17 protein-coding genes and 1 pseudogene are annotated in these 19,035 nt (G+C 69.4%); 7 read left to right on the forward strand and 11 right to left on the reverse strand.

What is annotated here, in order from left to right; genetic code table 11:
* The first annotated feature begins 77 nt into the window (after nucleotides 1–77).
* A complete protein-coding gene (locus J7E93_RS33155) occupies nucleotides 78–1,421 on the forward strand; it encodes an AarF/ABC1/UbiB kinase family protein (RefSeq protein ID WP_215073750.1) in 1,344 nt (447 codons plus the stop codon).
* Between the two features lie 13 nt (nucleotides 1,422–1,434).
* Here J7E93_RS33155 and J7E93_RS33160 read toward each other — a convergent pair whose 3' ends face one another.
* The 5 genes from J7E93_RS33160 to J7E93_RS33180 form a co-directional block, all read right to left on the reverse strand.
* Nucleotides 1,435–1,617 (reverse strand): hypothetical protein, encoded by a 183-nt coding sequence (locus J7E93_RS33160; protein WP_215073751.1) that lies wholly within the window; start codon nucleotides 1,615–1,617, stop codon nucleotides 1,435–1,437.
* Nucleotides 1,618–1,709: 92 nt separating this feature from the next.
* A complete protein-coding gene (locus tag J7E93_RS33165) occupies nucleotides 1,710–2,033 on the reverse strand; it encodes a hypothetical protein (RefSeq protein WP_215073752.1) in 324 nt (107 codons plus the stop codon).
* Nucleotides 2,030–2,398, reverse strand: a complete 369-nt coding sequence (locus J7E93_RS33170; protein ID WP_215073753.1) for a WhiB family transcriptional regulator — start codon at nucleotides 2,396–2,398, stop codon at nucleotides 2,030–2,032. Before J7E93_RS33170 ends, J7E93_RS33165 begins: the two co-directional genes overlap by 4 nt.
* 173 nt (nucleotides 2,399–2,571) lie before the next feature.
* A complete protein-coding gene (locus J7E93_RS33175) occupies nucleotides 2,572–2,892 on the reverse strand; it encodes a hypothetical protein (RefSeq protein WP_251067447.1) in 321 nt (106 codons plus the stop codon).
* A gap of 219 nt (nucleotides 2,893–3,111) precedes the next feature.
* Nucleotides 3,112–5,301, reverse strand: coding sequence for an ATP-dependent DNA helicase UvrD2 (locus J7E93_RS33180; protein WP_215073755.1), 2,190 nt, complete (start codon nucleotides 5,299–5,301; stop codon nucleotides 3,112–3,114).
* A gap of 144 nt (nucleotides 5,302–5,445) precedes the next feature.
* Here J7E93_RS33180 and J7E93_RS33185 point away from each other — a divergent pair, with 144 nt between their 5' ends.
* From J7E93_RS33185 to J7E93_RS33195, 4 genes are all read left to right on the forward strand, one after another.
* A complete protein-coding gene (locus J7E93_RS33185) occupies nucleotides 5,446–5,703 on the forward strand; it encodes a mycoredoxin (RefSeq protein ID WP_215073756.1) in 258 nt (85 codons plus the stop codon).
* A 254-nt stretch (nucleotides 5,704–5,957) separates the two neighbouring features.
* Nucleotides 5,958–6,164, forward strand: a complete 207-nt coding sequence (locus tag J7E93_RS37580) for a hypothetical protein (RefSeq protein ID WP_251067445.1) — start codon at nucleotides 5,958–5,960, stop codon at nucleotides 6,162–6,164.
* On the forward strand, nucleotides 6,148–6,663 hold the full coding sequence (locus J7E93_RS33190; protein WP_215073757.1) for a DUF6879 family protein: 516 nt from the start codon (nucleotides 6,148–6,150) through the stop codon (nucleotides 6,661–6,663). Before J7E93_RS37580 ends, J7E93_RS33190 begins: the two co-directional genes overlap by 17 nt.
* Nucleotides 6,660–7,493, forward strand: a complete 834-nt coding sequence (locus J7E93_RS33195; RefSeq protein WP_215073758.1) for a helix-turn-helix transcriptional regulator — start codon at nucleotides 6,660–6,662, stop codon at nucleotides 7,491–7,493. Before J7E93_RS33190 ends, J7E93_RS33195 begins: the two co-directional genes overlap by 4 nt.
* Nucleotides 7,494–8,234: 741 nt before the next feature.
* On the opposite strand, the gene J7E93_RS33200 is transcribed toward J7E93_RS33195, so the two are convergent.
* Nucleotides 8,235–8,819, reverse strand: a complete 585-nt coding sequence (locus J7E93_RS33200) for a recombinase family protein (protein ID WP_215073759.1) — start codon at nucleotides 8,817–8,819, stop codon at nucleotides 8,235–8,237.
* A gap of 586 nt (nucleotides 8,820–9,405) precedes the next feature.
* Here J7E93_RS33200 and J7E93_RS33205 point away from each other — a divergent pair.
* Nucleotides 9,406–9,732 (forward strand): helix-turn-helix domain-containing protein, encoded by a 327-nt coding sequence (locus J7E93_RS33205; protein WP_215073760.1) that lies wholly within the window; start codon nucleotides 9,406–9,408, stop codon nucleotides 9,730–9,732.
* Nucleotides 9,733–10,077: 345 nt separating this feature from the next.
* Here J7E93_RS33205 and J7E93_RS33210 read toward each other — a convergent pair whose 3' ends face one another.
* Entirely contained in the window at nucleotides 10,078–11,781 is a 1,704-nt protein-coding gene (locus tag J7E93_RS33210; protein ID WP_308368863.1) for a recombinase family protein, read from the reverse strand.
* Between the two features lie 52 nt (nucleotides 11,782–11,833).
* On the opposite strand from J7E93_RS33210, the pseudogene J7E93_RS33215 reads away from it, so the two are divergent.
* A pseudogene (locus tag J7E93_RS33215) lies at nucleotides 11,834–11,929 on the forward strand (NrdH-redoxin); the annotation flags it as partial.
* Nucleotides 11,930–12,034: 105 nt separating this feature from the next.
* On the opposite strand, the gene nudC reads toward J7E93_RS33215, so the two are convergent.
* The 4 genes from nudC to J7E93_RS33235 form a co-directional block, all read right to left on the reverse strand.
* Nucleotides 12,035–12,973, reverse strand: coding sequence for an NAD(+) diphosphatase (nudC, locus tag J7E93_RS33220; RefSeq protein ID WP_215073769.1), 939 nt, complete (start codon nucleotides 12,971–12,973; stop codon nucleotides 12,035–12,037).
* A 52-nt stretch (nucleotides 12,974–13,025) separates the two neighbouring features.
* Entirely contained in the window at nucleotides 13,026–14,450 is a 1,425-nt protein-coding gene (locus J7E93_RS33225; protein WP_215073762.1) for a dipeptidase, read from the reverse strand.
* Between the two features lie 10 nt (nucleotides 14,451–14,460).
* Nucleotides 14,461–18,048, reverse strand: coding sequence for a UvrD-helicase domain-containing protein (locus J7E93_RS33230; RefSeq protein ID WP_215073763.1), 3,588 nt, complete (start codon nucleotides 18,046–18,048; stop codon nucleotides 14,461–14,463).
* Nucleotides 18,049–18,195: 147 nt separating this feature from the next.
* Nucleotides 18,196–19,011 carry a hypothetical protein gene (locus J7E93_RS33235; RefSeq protein WP_215073764.1) on the reverse strand — a complete coding sequence of 272 codons (816 nt, stop codon included), beginning with the start codon at nucleotides 19,009–19,011 and terminating at the stop codon, nucleotides 18,196–18,198.
* Between the last annotated feature and the right edge of the window lie 24 nt (nucleotides 19,012–19,035).

Raw genomic sequence — 19,035 nt, forward strand, 5'->3', positions numbered from 1 at the left:
GGGTAACCGCCCTGCGCGGCACGGCAGTGCGGGTAACCGCCCTGCGCGGCACGGCAGTCTGGGATTTGGAGGGGCGCATGTCTGATCTTCCCCGGAAGGCGGTCACCCGGACCGCCAAGTTGGCCGCGTTGCCCCTGGGCTTCGCGGGGCGGGCCACATGGGGCCTGGGCAAGCGGATCGGCGGCAGATCCGCGGAGTTGGTCGCCCGTGAACTGCAACATCGCACGGCCGAGCAGCTGTTCAAGGTGCTCGGTGAGCTCAAGGGCGGAGCGATGAAGCTCGGGCAGGCGCTGTCCGTCTTCGAGTCGGCGCTTCCCGAGGAGGTGGCGGGGCCGTACCGGGCCGCGCTCACCAAGCTCCAGGAAGCCGCGCCGCCGATGCCCACCCGCACCGTGCACGGCGTGCTGGAGGAGCGGCTCGGTGCCCAATGGCGCGAGCTGTTCCTGGAGTTCGAGGACAAGCCCGCGGCGGCGGCCTCCATCGGCCAGGTGCACCGGGCGGTGTGGCACGACGGCCGGGAGGTCGCCGTGAAGGTGCAGTACCCGGGGGCCGGCGAGGCGCTCCTGTCGGACCTGACGCAGTTGAGCCGCTTCGCCCGGCTGCTCGGTCCGCTGATCCCGGGCATGGATGTCAAGCCGCTCATCGCCGAGTTGCGCGACCGGGTCTCCGAGGAGCTGGACTACGGCCTGGAGGCGGAGGCGCAGCGGAAGCACGCGGAGGAGTTCGCGGACGACCCCGATGTGGTGGTGCCCGGGGTGGTGCACCAGTCGGACCAGGTGCTGGTGACGGAGTGGATCGACGGGATCCCGCTGTCGGAGGTGATCGCGGACGGCACCGAGGAGCAGCGGGACCGGGCCGGTCAGCTCCTCGCGCGTTTCCTCTTCTCCGGACCCGCCCGGACGGGGCTGCTCCACGCGGACCCTCATCCCGGGAACTTCCGGCTGCTGCCGGGCGCCGACGACGGGGAGGGGCCGGAGAGCTGGCGTCTGGGGGTGCTGGACTTCGGCACGGTGGACCGACTGCCCGGCGGGCTGCCCGAGACGATCGGTACGTGTCTGCGGCTGACCCTGGAGGGCGATGCCGAGACGGTCTACGCGCTGCTGCGCGAGGAGGGGTTCGTCAAGGAGTCCATCGCGCTCGACCCGGAGGCGGTGCTGGAGTACCTGCTGCCGATCATCGAGCCGGCCGAGGTGGACGCCTTCGGTTTCAGCCGGGGCTGGATAAGGACGCAGGCCGCCCGCATCGCCGATCCGCGCTCCCCCGCGCACCAGCTGGGCAAGCAGCTCAATCTGCCGCCTTCGTATCTGCTGATACACCGTGTGACCTTGAGCACGATCGGCGTGCTCTGCCAGCTCGACGCGACGGTGCGTCTGCGCGACGAACTGGAGGAGTGGCTGCCCGGCTTCGTCGAGGCGGAGTGAGCCGCGGGGGCCGTCACCACCAATCGGAGTCGAGGCGGCCTTCGATGGAGCGGATGTTCTCGCGGGCGCAGGTGTCGCAGAGGTAGTGGCGGGTGCCGTTCTCCACGGAGCAGGTCCAGGTCACCGGGGGCTCCTCCGCGGTCTTGCCGCAGCCGTCGCACACGATGGCCTCCTCGGGGTTCCGGGCGTCGTTCACCCTGCCGACGATAGTCCGGTGGGACGCGGGCCGCGCCGAAACGCACCGCGGGGGCCGGTCCGTCCGGACCGGCCCCCGCGGGTTTCTTCGGGTCAGTGCATGACGGCCATGGCCAGCGCGCGCCGGGCGCGCAGCGAGACGCGCTCGGCTCGCCGCTGCATCCGCCGAGCGGCGACCAGGCGCACGGCCTGGCGTTCCGCGTCGGCTTCCCGCAGGCGGTCGTGCATATGAGCACGGGCCATGGCTTCTGGGATGAGTTGCATCTCTCGGGTCCTGTTCTGGCGCGAGGCGTTCGCGCCGGTGGTGGAAACGTCTGGGGTCGCGGAGCCGCGGGGCTCGCTGGTGGAGGAGGTCATCGGGGCCAGCTTCTGGGGATCGTGCGTGAGGGGTCGGTCGATGGTTCCGGTGACGTTCATGCCGCGACCGGGTTCTTGCGCGGGCGGCCACGCGGCCGCTTCCGGGCGACGACGACACCCTGGACGAACAGCTCTCCGCCCCAGACGCCCCACGGCTCACGCCGCTCCTTCGCGCCGGCGAGGCAGGCCTCCATCAGCGGGCAGGTGCGGCAGAGGGACTTGGCGTACTCGACATCGGCCGGGGACTCGGCGAAGAAGACCTCCGGGTCGAACGAGCGGCAGGGGACGGGTACGCCGAGGTTCTCGATGGCGTCGTCGAGCGCGGTGAGCGCGGTGAGGGGGATCAAGGTGGAGTCCTCCGTGAGGCCGGGCGGGGGGATCGTTTCGGAAGGCGGTACGGACGGGGCGTGCGCTTCGAGTTGCACGATTGTTTTTCCTCGTCTGGTCGTTCCGGCCTGTTGGCCGGGGTTTCGGCTGGTACCGGGTTCTGCTGGTCCCGAGGCCCCTTCGCTCCGTCATCCCCGTTCGGGGACAAACAGAAGGGCCGCGGATCCCGGGTGGGGTTCCGCGGCCCTGAAGGCGCCGGCCTGATCGAAGATCAGGCTGGATCACTCCAGGGTTCGAGCCCACGGAAGGCCCACATCGTGTGGTGCTGCGTCGTCTGCTGCTTGGTTCCGGCACCGGTCGCCGCAAAGCCATAGGCCTGGGCCTTGACTGCTGCTACTCCTGCTTCCAGTGCCTTGGTCGGTCGCTCATTGCGCTCCATGACGGGGAGACCCGCCAGGGCGGCAGCCGGCCGCAGGGCCGCGGCGCCGGCCAGACCAGCGCCGGACAGACCGGTGCCAGGAAGACCGCTGCCAATGAACGCCGAACCAGAGAGGCCGAGCGAGCAGGCGGAGACGACCGAGCGATCGGTCATTTTGTCGGTGCTGACGAAGCTGACGTTGCTGTTGATGTAGCTGATCACTGGATTCGCCTCCTCTCGGCGTCTCGGAGGGCTCGGGGTGAGCCGGACCCTCATGTTTATTTGGACAAGTACAGCACGAAGACAGGGCTTCGAAGAAGCCGCTGTTTCCGTGGTTAAGAACCTATGGGGCTTGACGGGGCGTGCGCAAACTATTTTTCCGACGAGTTTTCATCAAGATCCGTCGTCGTCTCCTCCAGGCTCCTCACCTGGCTCTTCGCCCGCGCAGATGGCCAGAACGTCGGTCCCGAACCGGTCGAGCTTGCGGGCACCGACCCCGGAGATGGCGGCGAGCTCGCCGTCGGTGGACGGCACGCACTCGGCGATCGCCATCAGCGTCTTGTCGGTGAACACGCAGTACGCGGGCTGCCCGAGCTGCTTGGCCTGGTCGGAGCGCCACTCGCGCAGCCGCTCGTACAGCGCCTCGTCCATGTCGGAGGGGCAGTCCTCGCAACGCATGAGCTTCATCTCGCCGGCTTCGGTGAGGGTCGCTCCGCAGACCCGGCAGAGCACCGGTCCGCGACGCTTGCGCCGACCGCCGGCGCCGCCCCGCTCGACGGAGCCGCCGCCGCCCGCACCGCCCGCGCCGAGAGCGCCGGAGCCGGGCCGCAGTCCCTTCAGGAAGCGGGTGGGGCGCCGGGAGGCGCGGCCGCCCGGGGAGCGGGAGAGCGCCCAGGAGAGCGAGAGGTGGAGCCGGGCGCGGGTGACACCGACGTACAGGAGCCGCCGCTCCTCCTCGACCTGTTCGTCGGTCTTGGCGTAGGTGATCGGCATCATGCCCTCGGTGAGGCCGACCAGGAAGACGGCGTCCCACTCCAGGCCCTTGGCCGCGTGCAGGGAGGCGAGGGTGACGCCCTGGACGGTCGGGGCGTGCTGGGCGGCGGCTCGTTCGTCGAGCTCGGCGACCAGGTCGGAGAGGGTGGCGCCGGTCTTGGCGCGGGCGAAGTCCTCGGCGAGGCGGACGAGCGCGGCGAGGGATTCCCAGCGGTCGCGGACGGCACCGGAGCCGGCGGGCGGCTCGGTCGTCCACCCCTTGGTGGAGAGCACGGCGCGGACCTGGGAGGGCAGGTCCTCGGCGTCGTCGAGCAGCGAGTCGTTGCCACCGGCGCGGGCGGCGCCGCGCAGGGCGATACCGGCCTCGCGGACCTCCTGGCGCTCGAAGAAGCGCTCGGCGCCGCGCAGCTGGTACGGCACTCCGGCATCGGCGAGTGCCTGTTCGTAGACCTCGGACTGGGCGTTGATCCGGTAGAGGACCGCGATCTCGCCTGCGGGGACGCCGGCGGCGATCAGGTCGCGGATGCGCCGGGCGGTGCCCTCGGCCTCGGCGGGCTCGTCGGCGTACTCGGTGTAGGCGGGCTCGGGTCCGGGGTCGCGCTGGGAGATGAGCTCCAGACGGTGCTCGGCGGCCCGCCCGCGGGCCTGACTGAGGAGTCCGTTGGCGAGGTGGACGACCTGGGGGGTCGAGCGGTAGTCGCGGACGAGCTTCACGACCGTGGCGTGGGGATGCCGGGTGCGGAAGTTCAGCAGATGGTCGGGGGTGGCGCCGGTGAAGGAGTAGATGGTCTGGCTGGCGTCGCCGACGACGCAGAGGTTGTCGCGGTCGCCGAGCCAGAGGTCGAGGAGCCGCTGCTGGAGCGGGGAGACGTCCTGGTACTCGTCCACGACGAAGTGCTGGTACTGCCGGCGGATCTGGTCGGCGATGTCGTGGCGGTCCTGGAGGATGCCGACCGTGAGCAGCAGCACGTCCTCGAAGTCGATCACCGAGCGGTCGCGCTTCAGCTGCTCGTACATGGCGTAGATCTGGCCGATCTCGGCCGGGTCGCGGGGAGCGTCCCGGACCGATTTGGCGACGGCCGCCGGATAGTCGCCGGGGACGGTCTGGGTGACCTTGGCCCATTCGATCTCGCCGGTGACGTCGCGCAGCTCGTTGCGGTCGAGGCGGACGCGGCAGCGGGCGGCGGACTCGGCGACGAGCTGGATCTTGCGCTCCAGGAGCCGGGGAAGATCGCCACCGACGACTTTCGGCCAGAAGTACTGGAGTTGGCGCAGCGCGGCGGAGTGGAAGGTGCGGGCCTGGACGCCGCCCGCGCCGAGCTCCCGCAGACGGCCCCGCATCTCGCCGGCGGCCCGGTTGGTGAAGGTGACGGCCAGCACACTGCCCGGCTGGAGTATGCCCGCCCGCACTCCGTAGGCGATGCGGTGGGTGATGGCCCGCGTCTTGCCCGTGCCGGCGCCTGCCAGCACGCACACCGGGCCGTGCAGGGCCAGGGCGACCTCGCGCTGCTCGGGGTCGAGCCCGTCGAGCACCGCGTCGGCCGACTCGGGGACCTGCGGGAAGAGAGAGGAGTGCGTTGCTGCTGTCACCCCGCCATGCTGCCAGGTTCCGCGGGGTGGATGCGGCGGTTGTCCACAGGGCCGGGGCACCGGTCGTACGAATACGGGAATGGTGGAGCGAGCGCGTACGTTCTCCCCCTCGGCACTTACCCGCGAACAGAGGAGCGCCAGGCCATGCAGGGCACTGTGACGATGTACAGCACCACGTGGTGCGGCTACTGCCGTCGGCTGAAGAGCCAGATGGACCGCGAGGGAATCGCGTACACGGAGATCAACATCGAGCAGGACCCGGAGTCGGCCGCGTTCGTCGAGAAGGCCAACGGTGGCAACCAGACCGTCCCCACTGTTCGGGTAGTTCCCGCCACTGGTGGCGACGAGGTCGTGATGACGAACCCGAGCCTTGCCCAGGTGAAGCAGGCGCTCGCGGTCTGACGCTCTCCAGCGCTTCGCCCCCTCTGGTCAAGGTCACCGGAGGGGGCGCTCTGTATGTAGGGGAAGCGGACAGCGAGCCCGCGCACAGCCAGTCACCCGCCGTCAAGACAGGCCGCCGCAGTCCTGTGCGGCGCCTCGCCGGGGTACTTCATGCAACAACGTGCATACCCACGTTCGTGCATGGACGCCCGAGCGTGCCCCTCGTACGGTCGTGTCCAGCGGCCCAACCGGGGCCACGAACAAGGGGGTTTCGCATGGCACGCGAAGAGATGACTCGGCTTACCGGTAACGGGAATGGGGAGTGCGGCGAAGACGATTGCCCGAACGTGTACCGCACGCAGCGGGGAACGTTCGTCGTGCAGGGCGACACGTCCGACGCCTTCATCCCGCCGCGGGGGGAAGGGCTTGTGGAGATTCCCGAGAGCGTTCTTCGGGAGGCTGTTCGTGCTCTTGGATGGTGACGAGTGGCGGGCGATGCTCCGGGAGTTCCAATCGGAGGCATGGCGCTTGGAGACTCTGCCCCAATACCTCGTACCGCAGGAATCCGGAGAGCTCGAAGCCTTCCGGGCCGGTAAGCGAATCGACCCGCACACCTACTCGTCCGCATACACAGAAGACCTGAAGCGACTTCGCGGTGAAGGGAAGCGCAAGGGTCGCGTGCACATCGTGACTCGGCCGCTCTCCGAATACCTGCGCTTCGAGTTCTCCCGGTACTACGCCCCTCACGTACTCGCCGGAGAAGACGTGCGAATCCTCGACGTGACGGACCGAGAGAATCCGTTGTCGGGCGTTCGGGACTTCTGGATGTTCGATCACTCGACGGTCGTTCTCATGCACTACGAGAACGATGGGACGCAGATCAGCCGTGAACTGTACGAGGGTGAGCCGGCGGACTTCATCGAGTACCAGCGCATCGCCATCACTGAATCGATTCCCTTCCTGGAGTACGTGAAGGAGTGACGTTCGAAGCCGAGCAGCTTGGCGAGTCCGGTCCGGAACTTGCTTCGCTACTCCGAGATCTGCGCAAGCGAGCCGGTCTCTCCGGGGATCGGCTCGCGGCGCGCTGCAACATGTCTCAGTCCAAGGTGAGCCGGATCGAGAACGGCAAGACCCGTCCATCCCTTGTCGACGTGGAACAGATCCTGAGAGCCCTTGAAGCACCACCGGAACTGGTCGCCGAGGTTTCCGCACTCGCCAGGCTGGCCAACACCGAGTGGCGGAATCTGCGAGAGCTACGCCGTAAGGGGCTGGGGACACGGCAAGCGGAGTTGAAGGCGCTCGAAGCGTCCTCGACGCACATGCGCTACTTCCTGCTCTCGATGATTACCGGGCTACTGGCCACGCCGGAATACGTACGGGCCAGCCTCGCTCACTCCCCGGCAGATACGAGCAAGGCGGTAGCGGGGAAGCTGGAACGGCAAGCCATCCTCTACGACACGTCGAAGCGATTCACGTTCCTCCTGACCGAGCAGGCGATGCGCTGGCCGGTTGTCTCCGCGTTGGCGTTGGCCGAACAGATGGACCGCCTGTCTTCCCTGTCCTACCTTCCGAACGTGCGTATCGGCGTGATTCCTCTCGGAGCGACAACGCCCAGAACTCCACTGAATACCTTCACCATCTACGACACTTCCTTGGTCACCATCGAAACCTCAGCGGGAAGTCTTGTCCTGCGCGACGGCCGAGATGTTCAGAGCTACTCGAAGGAATTTGAGGGGTACGAGGAATCCGCGTTGTTCGGGGAGGAGCTTCGAGTAAGGCTTGCCGAGTGGTCGGCTGCGTGCCGTTCATGATCTTCAGTCCACAACGCGCATGAGCGCGGACCCGTGCGTATTCCAAGGGATCATCTTTCGGCAGATACCCAGTCGGGAGGCCGTACGGGATGAGCACACCGAAGACGACGATGACGGGGCCGGTGCATGTGACAGCTCCGGTCGGGGAGCCGGACTCTGTGGCAGGTTGCGGCGTATGCCTCGGCATCGCTGTGAGTCGAACCAACGCCCAATCAGTCGGGGACTACTCGAAGGTGTCCGATGCGAACGTCGTTCTCCGTACGCACCTGCGGGAAGAGCACGGGGCCGAGTGATGGTGCGCTCCCTCATGCGATACGTGAGGCACAGGATCACGCAGCACCCAGACACTGACGTGACCTTCGAAGCGGAATGCCTTCACTGCAAGTGGACGGCCACGCCCGCCACGGACGGCGCGGCGGTCGACGTGGCGTGTATGAGCCACACAGGCCGGAGCGGACACAAGGGCTTCCGGCGTGTCTGTACGTCGTTCGCGATGGTGGTCCGGGACGAGTGACCGACAGGCCCCCGGCGCTCTGAGGGACGGCGAGCACCACGACCGAGGTGCGCCGGAAGGGGGAGCGGTTCGAGCGACCTGCACCCCCTGTGCCTGTCCCTGTGACTCCCCCCGTGGTCGGCAGGGGCAGGCATCGTTACGCCTGTCGGACGGCGTCAGACACCCCATGTATGACAGCGGCCCCCGGCGTGAGCCGAGGGCCTGTCGGAAGGCGCTGTGCGCCTGTCTCAGGCGCTCTCTCCGAGGTGGCGGTAGAGAGTGGCTCGGGAGATCCCGAGAGCCTTGGCGATGGCGTTCACGCTCTCGCCCTTGGCCTTCCTCGCACGGGCCACCGTGAGCACGTCCTCATCGACCACGGACGGCCGTCCGCCGGTACGCCCCTGCGCCTTGGCTGCGTCCAGCCCTGCGCGGGTGCGCTCCTTGATGAGACTGCGCTCGAACTCCGCCATGGCCCCGACCACCTGAAGCATGAGACGGCCGTCCGCCGTACCGGGGTCGATGTTGGCCAGTGCCCCCGTGAGTACCTTGAACCCGATGCCCCGCTCTCGAAGGGTGTCGACCATGGTCACAAGGTCGATGAGGGAGCGGGCGAACCGGTCGAGCTTCCACACGCACAGGGTGTCGCCAGGTCTGGCGTAGTCCAGTGCGGCCGTGAGCTCGGGCCGGTTGGTGTTCTTGCCGGATGCCTTGTCCTCGAAGGTCCGGGCGCAGCCTGCGGCCGTCAGTGCGTCGCGCTGCAACTGCGCTTCCTGGTCGTCGGTGGAGACGCGGGCGTAGCCGATGAGCTGACCGGTGATCGGGTTCGTCGTCATGGCACGGACTGTCTCAGAACTCGTCTCAATACATCAAGCCTGAGGCAGAAGTTTCGAGACGGGTTTTGAACAGCGCTGCTCCCCCTTCCGAGGTGCATCCCGTCTCGTCTCACAAACGTTGGTTTTCGAGACGCCTGTTACTGGTGACGCTGCGCCACGGTCGGGGCTGTGTCTCTGCCCTGCGTCGGCCAGCGCTGCGCTCTGTCGGCCATGGCAACGGGCGTGCGCCTGTCTGCCTACCTGTCGCTGAGCTCTCGCCTGCGCCTGCCAGGGGTGCAGCCTGCCAGCCGCTACGCGGGCGCACAGCCGTTCGCCTGCCCATGTGGCACGGGCCAGCCTTGCGACGGCGAGCGGAAGGCAACGGCGAAGGGGGTGGGGTATGACCCCCTGAAGGGCTCTTGCTCGACCGCCGTGTCTTGGCGGCTCCTGCCACGGTTCTGGGGTCCGTCCGAGAGGCGCCTCACATGCGGTGACCTGCGCCTTTACCCCAGGGGACCTGTAGATTTTGAAGTCCTTGTGAGTCTTCAGAGAAGGGAAGCCCGCGATACAGGAGCACGTATGGCGTCGTGCGCTGGTGCGCTCGAACATGAAGCACGCAGAGAAGCTGGTCGGCGTCGCCATGGCGTTGTACGCGGACTACGAGACAGGCGAGAACGTGTGCCCGTCGAACGGGACGATCGCCAAGGAACTCGGCTACGGCGGGAAGGCCCCGGAGCAGACGGTCAACAAGATCGTTGGCAGGCTGCGTAAGGCTGGCTGGCTTACGAAGACGGGCAAGGTGCCGGACGGTCCGGTGATCTACCGACTCACTTTGCCAAGGCAGGGGGTATGGCTGAGGAGCCATACAACCTACATACCTTCAAGAGCGACGGCGGTAGGAGTGAGGAGCCAGCGGCGAAGAGCAAGCCGGTAGGCGAAGAGCGGCCCCCGAAGGGGGGCCGACAGGGCGAAGACGAAGAGCGCAAGCAGCCGGCGAAGGTGGGCCGCGTAAGCGGCCCCCAGCAGGAAGACGAAGGCGCTGGCTCCCTTGGGGGGCCTTCGGCCCCCAACTTGTCCTTCGTAGATCTTGGCAAGGTCAAGCAAGAGGAACAGCGTCGACGCTGGTTCGGAGACGCGTACGCATCTCCCGTGCCGGTGGACTTCGACTACGACAGCTTGACCGACCGGCTCCAAGAAGCAGGGCACGAGCCGCCGCCCTTCTGATCGCAAGACAGAAGGCCCCCCAGGCCGGGGGCCTTCCTCGGTTGCTCAGCCTGCATCAAGCAGAGATCGGAACCATCTCGGCTCCCTCTGCTCCCTTGGCTTCCTCCTCAGCCTTCGCCCGCTGCGCTGCCCGTTCCGCGTCGAAGTCCTCCCAGCGGCTGACGATCTCCCACTCCACACCCGTAAGCGGCTTCGGCTTCTCGTACGGCTTTCCGTGCAACGAGATCGGCGTGATCGGTGAGAGCACCTGAGAAGACTTGGAGGGCAGGTCCCAGTACGAGATGCCCTGTTGCTTGATGTTCTCGATCAGGTCACCGGGATCGACGGCCAGGACGTCATGTCCGAAGTACGCCTTGACCTTGTGCTTCTTCAGCCATTCACGCCGTTCGTCGACACTCGACCGCTCCCACCACTCGGCGTAGCTCTCGCCCGTACCCGTCCACACGGTCACCGGCTTCGGCCCCTCCTGGTTGGTGACCTTCTCTCGGTCCTGGGCAAGGCTGGCGACTTGCGAGGCGTACGCGACGGCGCTGAGCTCGTCCTGCTGGAGTTCCTTCAGGAGCTGGTTCATCTTGCCGTCGATCACGGCGAGCTTCGCCGCACGGCTGTCGTCGATGGTCGTCTTCGACTCCATCCGTTCCAAGTGGCCGATCTCGCCCAACAGGGTCGACTCCAGCCAGGAGTACAGGTCTTCGGCCCAGAACCTCTGCTTCGGGCATGCCTGGATGCCCTTGCTCTTGTTGCCGTGACAGCGGTACCGCTCGCGCTTGCCCTTGGCCGGGTCGCCCTTCACGAAGTAGAGGGCGCTTCCGCACAACAGGCAGAACGTCACGCCCACCGTCGGCGACGTAGAGCCCTTCTGCTTCTTGTACTTGACCGAGGCGACGGCTTCCGACAGCTTCGTCCACTCCTCCTCGTTGAGTACCGGCTCGGAGCGCATGACAGGTGTGCCGTCGTCGTTGCGGGCTACGGCGCCACTGGCGCGTACGTACTCCCCGAGCAGGGAGCGGCTGATCAGTACGGCTTGCACTGTGGTCGGCGTCCACCTGGCTCCCCGAGGCTTCGGGTCGGCCAGCCGAGTTGTGCTCTCGCCTGCCGCCGCGCGGATGCGAGCGATGTCCTGAGCCGTGGGTACACCTTGCTCGTTCAACCAGTCGGCGACGGCCGAGAAGCTCGGCTTCTCGATGAAGCGCCGGATCATCTCGATCAGCGTCGGGCCGTACTCGGGGTCGAGTTCCAGAGTGAAGCCTGCGTCGCCCTTCACTGCTCTACGTCCGAACGGGACAAGGCCACCCGGCCAGCGGCCGGTCTTCCGCATGGTCTCCCGGGAAGCCTTGTTGCGGGCCTTGATGGCGTCCAGCTCGGCCTCGGCGACCACAGCCAGGATCTTGGCGATGGTCTTGCCCCACGGCTTCGAGAGGTCGAATCCCTCCTCGCAGGAGATGAGGCCCTTACCGTTCGCCTCGCACCACTCGATGATGTCCGAGAGGTGGCGGACCGACCGCGCGATGCGGTCGATCTTCAGGATGATGATGTGGTCGAACTGGTCCGTCTTGTTGTTGAGCCAGTCGCCCAGGGACGGGCGTACCCACGGCGAGATGGACGCCGACACGTCGATGTCGACGGCGAAGTCGACCAACTCCATTTCCTCCGCGTCCGCACGCTTGCTGATGCGGGTGCGCTGCGTCTCCTCCCCCGTCTGGTTCTCGTTGCCGACGGACAGACGGACCACGCCAAGAGCCCTGGGCTTCTCGCTCACGCTCTTCCCTCCCCCACAAGGGGCGGCCCTCCCTGGCCGCCCTCACGTAGCGGGAAGTCTACAGACCGTCCCGACCGTGCTGTTCGCGGACGGTTCGACGCTGACGAACCCGTCGCTCGCGCAGGTCAAGCAGAAGGTCGGCGTCTGAGCCGAACGCTCCGCGACCGCACGGAAGAGCCCCCTCCCGGCAGGACCGGGAGGGGGCTCTTTTCGGCCAGGGGCACCATCGGGAGACGGTCCGCGGTCCCCTGGGTCAGATCACGTCGCCCGGCTTCGGCAGCGGCTTGCCGTACCAGAGCTCGATCAGACGGGACGCGATCGAGATGCCGTACGGGGGCAGCACCTCGCCCGACTCGAAGGCGGCGGTCAGCTCCTCGCGGGAGAACCAGCGGGCCTCGTGGATCTCCTCGCCGTCCACGTTGATCTCCGAGGAGGTGGCGTGCGCGAAGAACCCCAGCATCAGGCTGGACGGGAAGGGCCAGGGCTGGCTGGCGACGTACTCGACCTCGCCGACCGTGACACCGGCCTCCTCGAACACCTCGCGCACCACGGACTGCTCGATCGACTCGCCCGGCTCGACGAAGCCCGCGAGGGTCGAGAAGCGGCCCTCCGGCCAGTGGACCTGGCGGCCGAGCAGGGCCCGGTCCTCCTCGTCCGTGACCAGCATGATCACGGCGGGGTCGGTGCGCGGGTAGTGCTCGGCGCCGCAGGCCTGGCAACGGCGGATGTGGCCGGCGGCCGCGATGACCGTGCGCTCGCCGCACCGGGAGCAGAAGCGGTGCAGGCGCTGCCAGTTCTCCAGGGCGACGGCGTGCACCATGAGGCCCGCGTCCCGCGGGGACAGCAGCAGCCCGGCCTCGCGCAGCCCCGCCGCACGCGCCGACTGGTCCATACGCCCCGGCAGCGAGTCCTTCTGGAGGGCGAAGTAGGAGACACCTTCGGCGTCCGTGCCCAGGAAGTAGCGGTGCGTCTCGGTGACCGGCGCCTCGAAGGCCGGCGTCATGACGAGCTCGGTACGGCCGTCGGGGGTGTCGTCGATCAGCACCTGGCCGCCGGAGACGACGAAGACGCGGGTCGTGGGGTGACTCCAGGCCGCCGCCAGCCAGGCCTCGTCGAGACGGTGGTGGGCCGCGCGATCGATGCCGCTCGGGGCGGTGAGTCCGATCGGACGGTCCGTGGACTCGTACTTCATGCTGCTCACAGGTGCTTCCAACTCCCCCGGATCAGGTGTGTGGGTTCAGCGTTCAGCGCTGCGGGGCGGCTGCCGGGACGGCAGCGGGCAGGTCGCCCCACAGATGAGCGGTGGTCTCGACGCCCTTCATGAGGAGGTCGAGCTCGACCTTCTCGTTGGGGGCGTGCCAGCCGTCGGACGGTACGGAGATGCCGAGGAACAGCACGGGCGCGCCGAGGACGTCCTGCAGATCGGCGGCGGGTCCGGAGCCGCCCTCGCGGGTGAACCGGATCGGGGCGCCGTCGAAGGCCCGGCTCATCGCCCGTGCGACGGATCGCAGCGCGGGGTGGTCGAGCGGGGTGAGGCAGGGCCGGGTCGGGGCGCCGAAGGCGATCTCGTGACGGATGCCGGCGGGGATGAGGGCGGCGAGCCAGTCGCGCACGGCGAGCTCGATCTTGGCCGGGTCCTGGCCCGCGACCAGCCGGAAGGAGAGCTTCAGCTGGGCGGAGGCGGGAACGATCGTCTTGCCGCCGGGGCCCTGGTAGCCGCCGCCGATGCCGTTGACCTCGGCGGTGGGGCGGGCCCAGACGCGCTCCAGGGTGGAGAAGCCGGCCTCGCCGAGGGTGCCGTGGGACTTGGCGGTGCGCAGCCAGGCGGCCTCGTCGAAGGGCAGCTCGGCGATGAGGGCGCGCTCGGCGTCGGAGAGGTCGGTGACGCCGTCGTAGAAGCCGGGGACGGCGACGCGCTCGTGCTCGTCGTGGAGGGCGGCGACGATGCGGCCGGCGACGGTGGCCGGGTTGGGCACGGCTCCGCCGAAGGATCCGGAGTGGATGTCCTGGTCGGGTCCGTACAGCTCGATCTCGCAGTCCGCGACGCCGCGCATGCCGGTGCAGACGGTCGGGGTGTCCTCGGACCACATGCCGGTGTCGGAGACGATCACGACATCGGCGGCGAGCCGGTCGGCGTGGGCCTCGACCAGGTCGCGGAAGTGCGGGGAACCGGACTCCTCCTCGCCCTCGACGATCAGCTTGAGGTGGACGGCGGGGGCGGTGCGTCCGGTCGCGGCGAGGTGGGCGCGGACGCCGAGCGTGTGGAAGAAGACCTGCCCCTTGTCGTCGGCCGCGCCGCGCGCGTACATCCGGCCGTCGGTGATGTGCGGCTCGAAGGGGTCGGTGTGCCAGCCGTCCTCGCGGGCGGCGGGCTGGACGTCGTGGTGTCCGTAGACCAGCACGGTCGGGGCGTCCGGGTCGTCCGAGGGCCACTCCGCGAAGACGGCCGGGGCGCCGGCCGTCTCCCAGATCTCCGCCGTGGTGAAACCGGTGTCGGACAGCTTGTCGGCGAGCCACCGGGCGCTGCGCCGTACGTCCTGCGCGTGGTCGGGCTGGGCCGACACGGAGGGGATGCGCAGCCACTCGGCGAGCTCGTCGAGGAAGGCGGCGCGGTGCTGCTCGATGTACGTACGTACAGTCTGGACGGCGTTGTCCGGGGTCTCGCTCATACGTCTGAGCCTATCCGGCGTCCGAGGTGCCCCGGTCCGGCGGTCCGCCCAGCAGGATGGCCTCCAGTTCCGCCCGGTCGGGCAGCCGCCGGGGCCGTACGACCTCTCCCGTCCGTACGTAGACGAAGGCGGTCGCCACCTCGTCGACGGGCAGGCCGTGCTGCTCGGCCCAGGCGAGGCGGTAGAGGGCGAGCTGGAGCGGGTCCGCGGTGCGCAGATGGCTGGTCTTCCAGTCGACGATCTCGTACGCGCCCGACTCCGGGTCCCGGTAGACGGCATCGATCCTGCCCCGGATCACCCGCCCCGCGAGGGAGAGGTGGACGGGGACCTCGACGCGGTGGGGGGTGCGGTGGGCGTACGGGGTGAGGGCGAAGGCGTCCTTCAGGGCGTCGAGGTCCCGCTCGTCGGCGATCTCCGGTTCGCCGGCGAAGTCCTCGCCTCCGGGGAGCTCGTCCGGGCCGAGCATCGGGAGCGGCAGCTCCTCGAAGCGGGACTCCACCCACGCGTGGAAGCGCGTGCCGCGGCGGGCCGCGGGCTGCGGCGGGCGGGGCATCGGGCGGGCCAGCTCCTGGGCGAAGCCGTCGGGATCGGCTGCCAGGCGGAGGACCTGGGAGGCGGAGAGGTAGGCGGGCAGCACGACGTCACGGGTGGTGGCCCGGGAGCGGCGGAGCTCGGTGGTGAGGGCGGTGAGGTCGCGGTCCCAGGAGGCGAGGGTCTTGCGTTCCTCGGGGGTGAGGGCGGAGGGCCCTGACGGGCTCGGGTGGTCGTGGGCGTCGTCCACGGGCGCCCGGGGGGCGGGCACCTCGTCCACCAGAGGTTTCGCGTCCGCCGGAGGCTCGACGTCCGCCGGAGGCACGTCGTCCGCAAGAGGTTTCGCGTCCGCCAGAGGTTCCTCGTCCGCCGAAGGCACCTCGTCCGCCGGAGGCTCCACGTCCGCCGGAGGTTCCTCGTCCCAGAACGGGTCCTCGCCCCACAGGGGCTCCTCATCGGGCCAGAGGTCTTCGGAGTCGTGCGGGGCGGGCCCCTGTGCGGGCAGCGCGTTCACGGGCCGTGCCCAGCCGTCCGTCCCTCCAGGACCGGCGTCCTGGAGGGAGCCCCACTGCGGAGCGGGCGCCCGCAGCAGGGACCGGACCTGCTCGGCCGCTCTCCGGCGGCGTCGGAAGGACGCCGGGTCCAGGGGCAGCGGCCAGACCTGGTCCGCCGTGGGCTCGCCGAGCGAGGGGTTCTCGGCGTCCTTCTCCGGTTCGTCCGCCCATGCCTCGATCTCGCCGAAGCCCGCCGCGCAGTGGTCGTACAGGGCCATCAGGAAGTCCGAAGGACCGCGGGGCTTCTTCTGGGCCGGACCCCACCAGTGGGCGGAGCCGAGGAGGAGAGAGCGCGGGCGGGTGAAGGTCACGTAGCCGAGACGGAGCTCCTCCGTGTGCTGGTGGCCTCGCATCTCCTCCTTGAAGTTCTTCAGGGAGGCGGCGTCCCAGGTGTCGATGCCCGGCAGCGTGGCGGCGTCGCCGCGCAGGGCGTGCGGCAGGACCTGGGGCTGAGAGGTCCACGACTCACGTGCCCTGGTGCTCGGGAACTGGGAGGCGACCAGTCCGGGCACCGCCACCACGTCCCATTCCAGGCCCTTGGACTTGTGCGCGGTCAGGACCTTGACCGTGTTCTCGCCGCCCGGGAGCGCGTTGTCGAGGCCCTTCTCGTACTGCGCGGCCGTGCGCAGGAAGCCGAGGAACGCCAGCAGGGTCGCCTCGCCGTCCAGGGAGGCGAAGCCGGCCGCTATGTCGAGGAAGTGGGAGAGGGTCTCGCGGCGGCGGGCGGCCAGGGCGTGCGGGGAGGCGGAGAGTTCGACCTCCAGTCCCGTGGTGGCGAGGACGCGGTGCAGGACGTCCATCAGCGGGTCGGCGAGCGAGGAGCGCAGGGAGCGCAGTTCGGCGGCGAGTCGGGCGAAGCGGACCCGGGCCTCGGCGGAGAAGGGGAGTCCGTCGTCCTCGCCACCGGAGTCCAGGAAGGTGTCGAGCGCGTCGGCGAGCGAGATGACCTCGGCCGGGTCGACGCCCTCGACCGCCGCCGCGAGCCGCTGGTCGGTGTCCGCGTCGGCGTCCGCACCGGCACGGTGGACGAGCAGCCGGGCGCGACGGCCGAGGAGGGCCAGGTCGCGCGGGCCGATGCGCCAGCGCGGGCCCGTCAGCAGCCGGACCAGGGAGGCGTTGGCGCCGGGGTCCTGGAGGACCTCGCAGACGGCGACCAGGTCGGCGACCTCGGGCAGGTGGAGGAGGCCGGAGAGACCGACGACCTCGACGGGGACGTCACGGGCGACCAGGGCGGCCTGGATGGCGGGGAAGTCGGTCGCCGTGCGGCACAGGACCGCGATCTCGCCCGGCTCCTTGCCGGTGCGGACGAGGTGGGCCAGGGAGTCGGCGAGCCACTCGATCTCCTCGGCGTGCGTGGGGAGGAGCGCGATCCGTACCGTGCCGTCGCGTTCGGCGCCGGGCTCCGGGCGCAGCGCCTCCACGCCCGCGTGCATGGCACGCAGCGGCGCTGCGAGCCCGTTGGCGAGGTCGAGGAGTCGCCCGCCGCTGCGCCGGTTCTCGGAGAGCGCGTAGCGGGTGGCGGGCGTGCCGTCCTGGTACGGAAAGTGGGCGGGGAAGTCGTCGAGGTTGGCGACGGAGGCTCCGCGCCAGCCGTAGATCGCCTGGCAGGGGTCACCGACGGCGGTCACGGCGTGCCCGGTGCCGCCGCCGAAAAGACCGGAGAGCAGCAGCCGCTGGGCGACGGAGGTGTCCTGGTACTCGTCGAGCAGGACGACCCGGAACTCGTCCCGCAGGATCGCGCCGACCTCCGCGCGCGTGGTGGCGAGTTCGGCGGCGTGGGCGATCTGGTCGCCGAAGTCGAGCAGGTCGCGGGAGCGCTTGGCCGCGCGGTAGCGGACGACGAGGTCGAGCAGTTCGCGGCGGGCCGCGGCCGTCTCGGGGACCTTGCGCAGGTCGGCGTTGGAGAGCTTGGCGCCGGAGAGGGCGGTGAGGAGCGCGGAGTCGTACGCCATGAGGTCCTGGGGGCGTACGAGGTGTTCGGCGAGCTCGGCGTCGAGGGCCAGGAGGTCGCTGACCAGGGTCGGGAAGGACCGGGTCAGGGCGGGGTAGGGCCCCGGCGCCTCGCGCAGCACGCGCGCGGCGAGCTGGTAGCGGGTGGCGTCGGCGAGAAGGCGGGAGGTCGGCTCCAGGCCGATCCGCAGACCGTGGTCGGTCAGCAACTGCCCGGCGAAGGCGTGGTACGTGGAGATTCGGGGTTCGCCGGGCGGATGGTCGGGGTCGATCGCGTCGGGGTCCGTCACTCCGGCGCGTACGAGGGCGGTGCGGACGCGTTCGGCGAGTTCGCCGGCGGCCTTGTTGGTGAACGTGAGACCGAGGACCTGTTCGGGGGCGACCTGGCCCGTGCCGACCAGCCAGACCACCCGGGCGGCCATCACCGTCGTCTTGCCGGAGCCGGCTCCGGCCACGATGACCTGCGGGGCGGGCGGCGCGATGATGCAGGCCGTCTGCTCCGGGGTGAACGGGATGCCGAGGAGCTCCTTGAGCTGCTCGGGGTCGGTGATGCGTGCGGTCACCCCAGAGAGGCTAACGGCGACCACCGACAGCGCCGACCACGTGAGGATGCGGCGACCACCGACAGCGCCGACCACGTGAGGATGCGGCGACCATGTCGGGCCGCGGCGGGGCCTCGGATCGCCTCGGTCCTCGGGCCGCCGTGCGCCTCAGGTCGTCCTGCCCCGGTCCAGCTTGGAGAGGTCCACCGTCTCGTCCGCGGGCGGTACCACGACCTTCACGGGCTTGTCGTAGTCCGAGAGGACCACCGTCCCCGGCTCGTCGCCGCCCTTCTTGACCGTCTTGAGGATGTAGGGCTTGCCCTTCTGGGAGACGGACACCGTGGCCGTCTCGTCGGCTGACTTCTTCTTCACCAGGGTGGCGACGGGCGTCCCGTCGACCTTCGCGTCCGGCCCTCTGGTCAGGCCCCTGCGCTCGTCCTCGTCGTCGCCCAGGTCGTCGAGGAGCGCCTTGAGGTCACACACCCCGCTCAGGTCGCTGCTGCCCGCCTGACCGGGGGTGATCTTCAGCCAGCGGCCCTTGAGGAGTTCGATCGTGGCGTCGATCTGGGGCTCCGGCACGCCCTGGGAGGTCATGGAGACCCGCCAGAACCGCTCGTCGCCCTTCATGTACGTGGCCTTGTCGGACTGCCGCAGTTCGGCGGTGCCACCTTTGATCTTCATCCGCCCGGTGCACTCGCTCTTGTCGTTGAGGGTGAGGTCGATGTCCAGCGGCTGGTCGTCCGACATGACCCGGCCGGTCATCCGGAGGGAGGTGGCGGACTGGGTGGCGGTGACGGCTCGGTCGGCGATCTGGTCGGCGCTCAGCTTCTCGAAGGGATCGGGGGAGGGCGAGGGCGCGGCGGCTGCCGCCCGTACGTCGGGTGCGTGGCTGTCGGCCACGGCCCAGGCGCCCGCCGGAGCGGTGCCGGCGATGACGGCGGCGCAGACGACGGTCGTGGCCCGGAGCTTACGTCGGTACGCCATGGGGCCCTCCTCAGTCGACCCCCG

The organism is Streptomyces sp. ISL-36 (genome assembly GCF_018614205.1).
Lineage (GTDB): Bacteria > Actinomycetota > Actinomycetes > Streptomycetales > Streptomycetaceae > Streptomyces.

Excerpts from the sequence above, each read along its gene's own strand:
- J7E93_RS37580 (WP_251067445.1), top strand. The coding sequence starts at position 5,958 with ATGGCACGCGAAGAGATGACTCGGCTTACCGGTAACGGGAATGGGGAG.
- J7E93_RS33235 (WP_215073764.1), bottom strand. The coding sequence starts at position 19,011 with ATGGCGTACCGACGTAAGCTCCGGGCCACGACCGTCGTCTGCGCCGCC.
- nudC (WP_215073769.1), bottom strand. The coding sequence starts at position 12,973 with ATGAAGTACGAGTCCACGGACCGTCCGATCGGACTCACCGCCCCGAGC.
- J7E93_RS33185 (WP_215073756.1), top strand. The coding sequence starts at position 5,446 with ATGCAGGGCACTGTGACGATGTACAGCACCACGTGGTGCGGCTACTGC.
- J7E93_RS33225 (WP_215073762.1), bottom strand. The coding sequence starts at position 14,450 with ATGAGCGAGACCCCGGACAACGCCGTCCAGACTGTACGTACGTACATC.
- J7E93_RS33165 (WP_215073752.1), bottom strand. The coding sequence starts at position 2,033 with ATGAACGTCACCGGAACCATCGACCGACCCCTCACGCACGATCCCCAG.
- J7E93_RS33175 (WP_251067447.1), bottom strand. The coding sequence starts at position 2,892 with ATGACCGATCGCTCGGTCGTCTCCGCCTGCTCGCTCGGCCTCTCTGGT.
- J7E93_RS33155 (WP_215073750.1), top strand. The coding sequence starts at position 78 with ATGTCTGATCTTCCCCGGAAGGCGGTCACCCGGACCGCCAAGTTGGCC.
- J7E93_RS33200 (WP_215073759.1), bottom strand. The coding sequence starts at position 8,819 with ATGACGACGAACCCGATCACCGGTCAGCTCATCGGCTACGCCCGCGTC.
- J7E93_RS33205 (WP_215073760.1), top strand. The coding sequence starts at position 9,406 with ATGAAGCACGCAGAGAAGCTGGTCGGCGTCGCCATGGCGTTGTACGCG.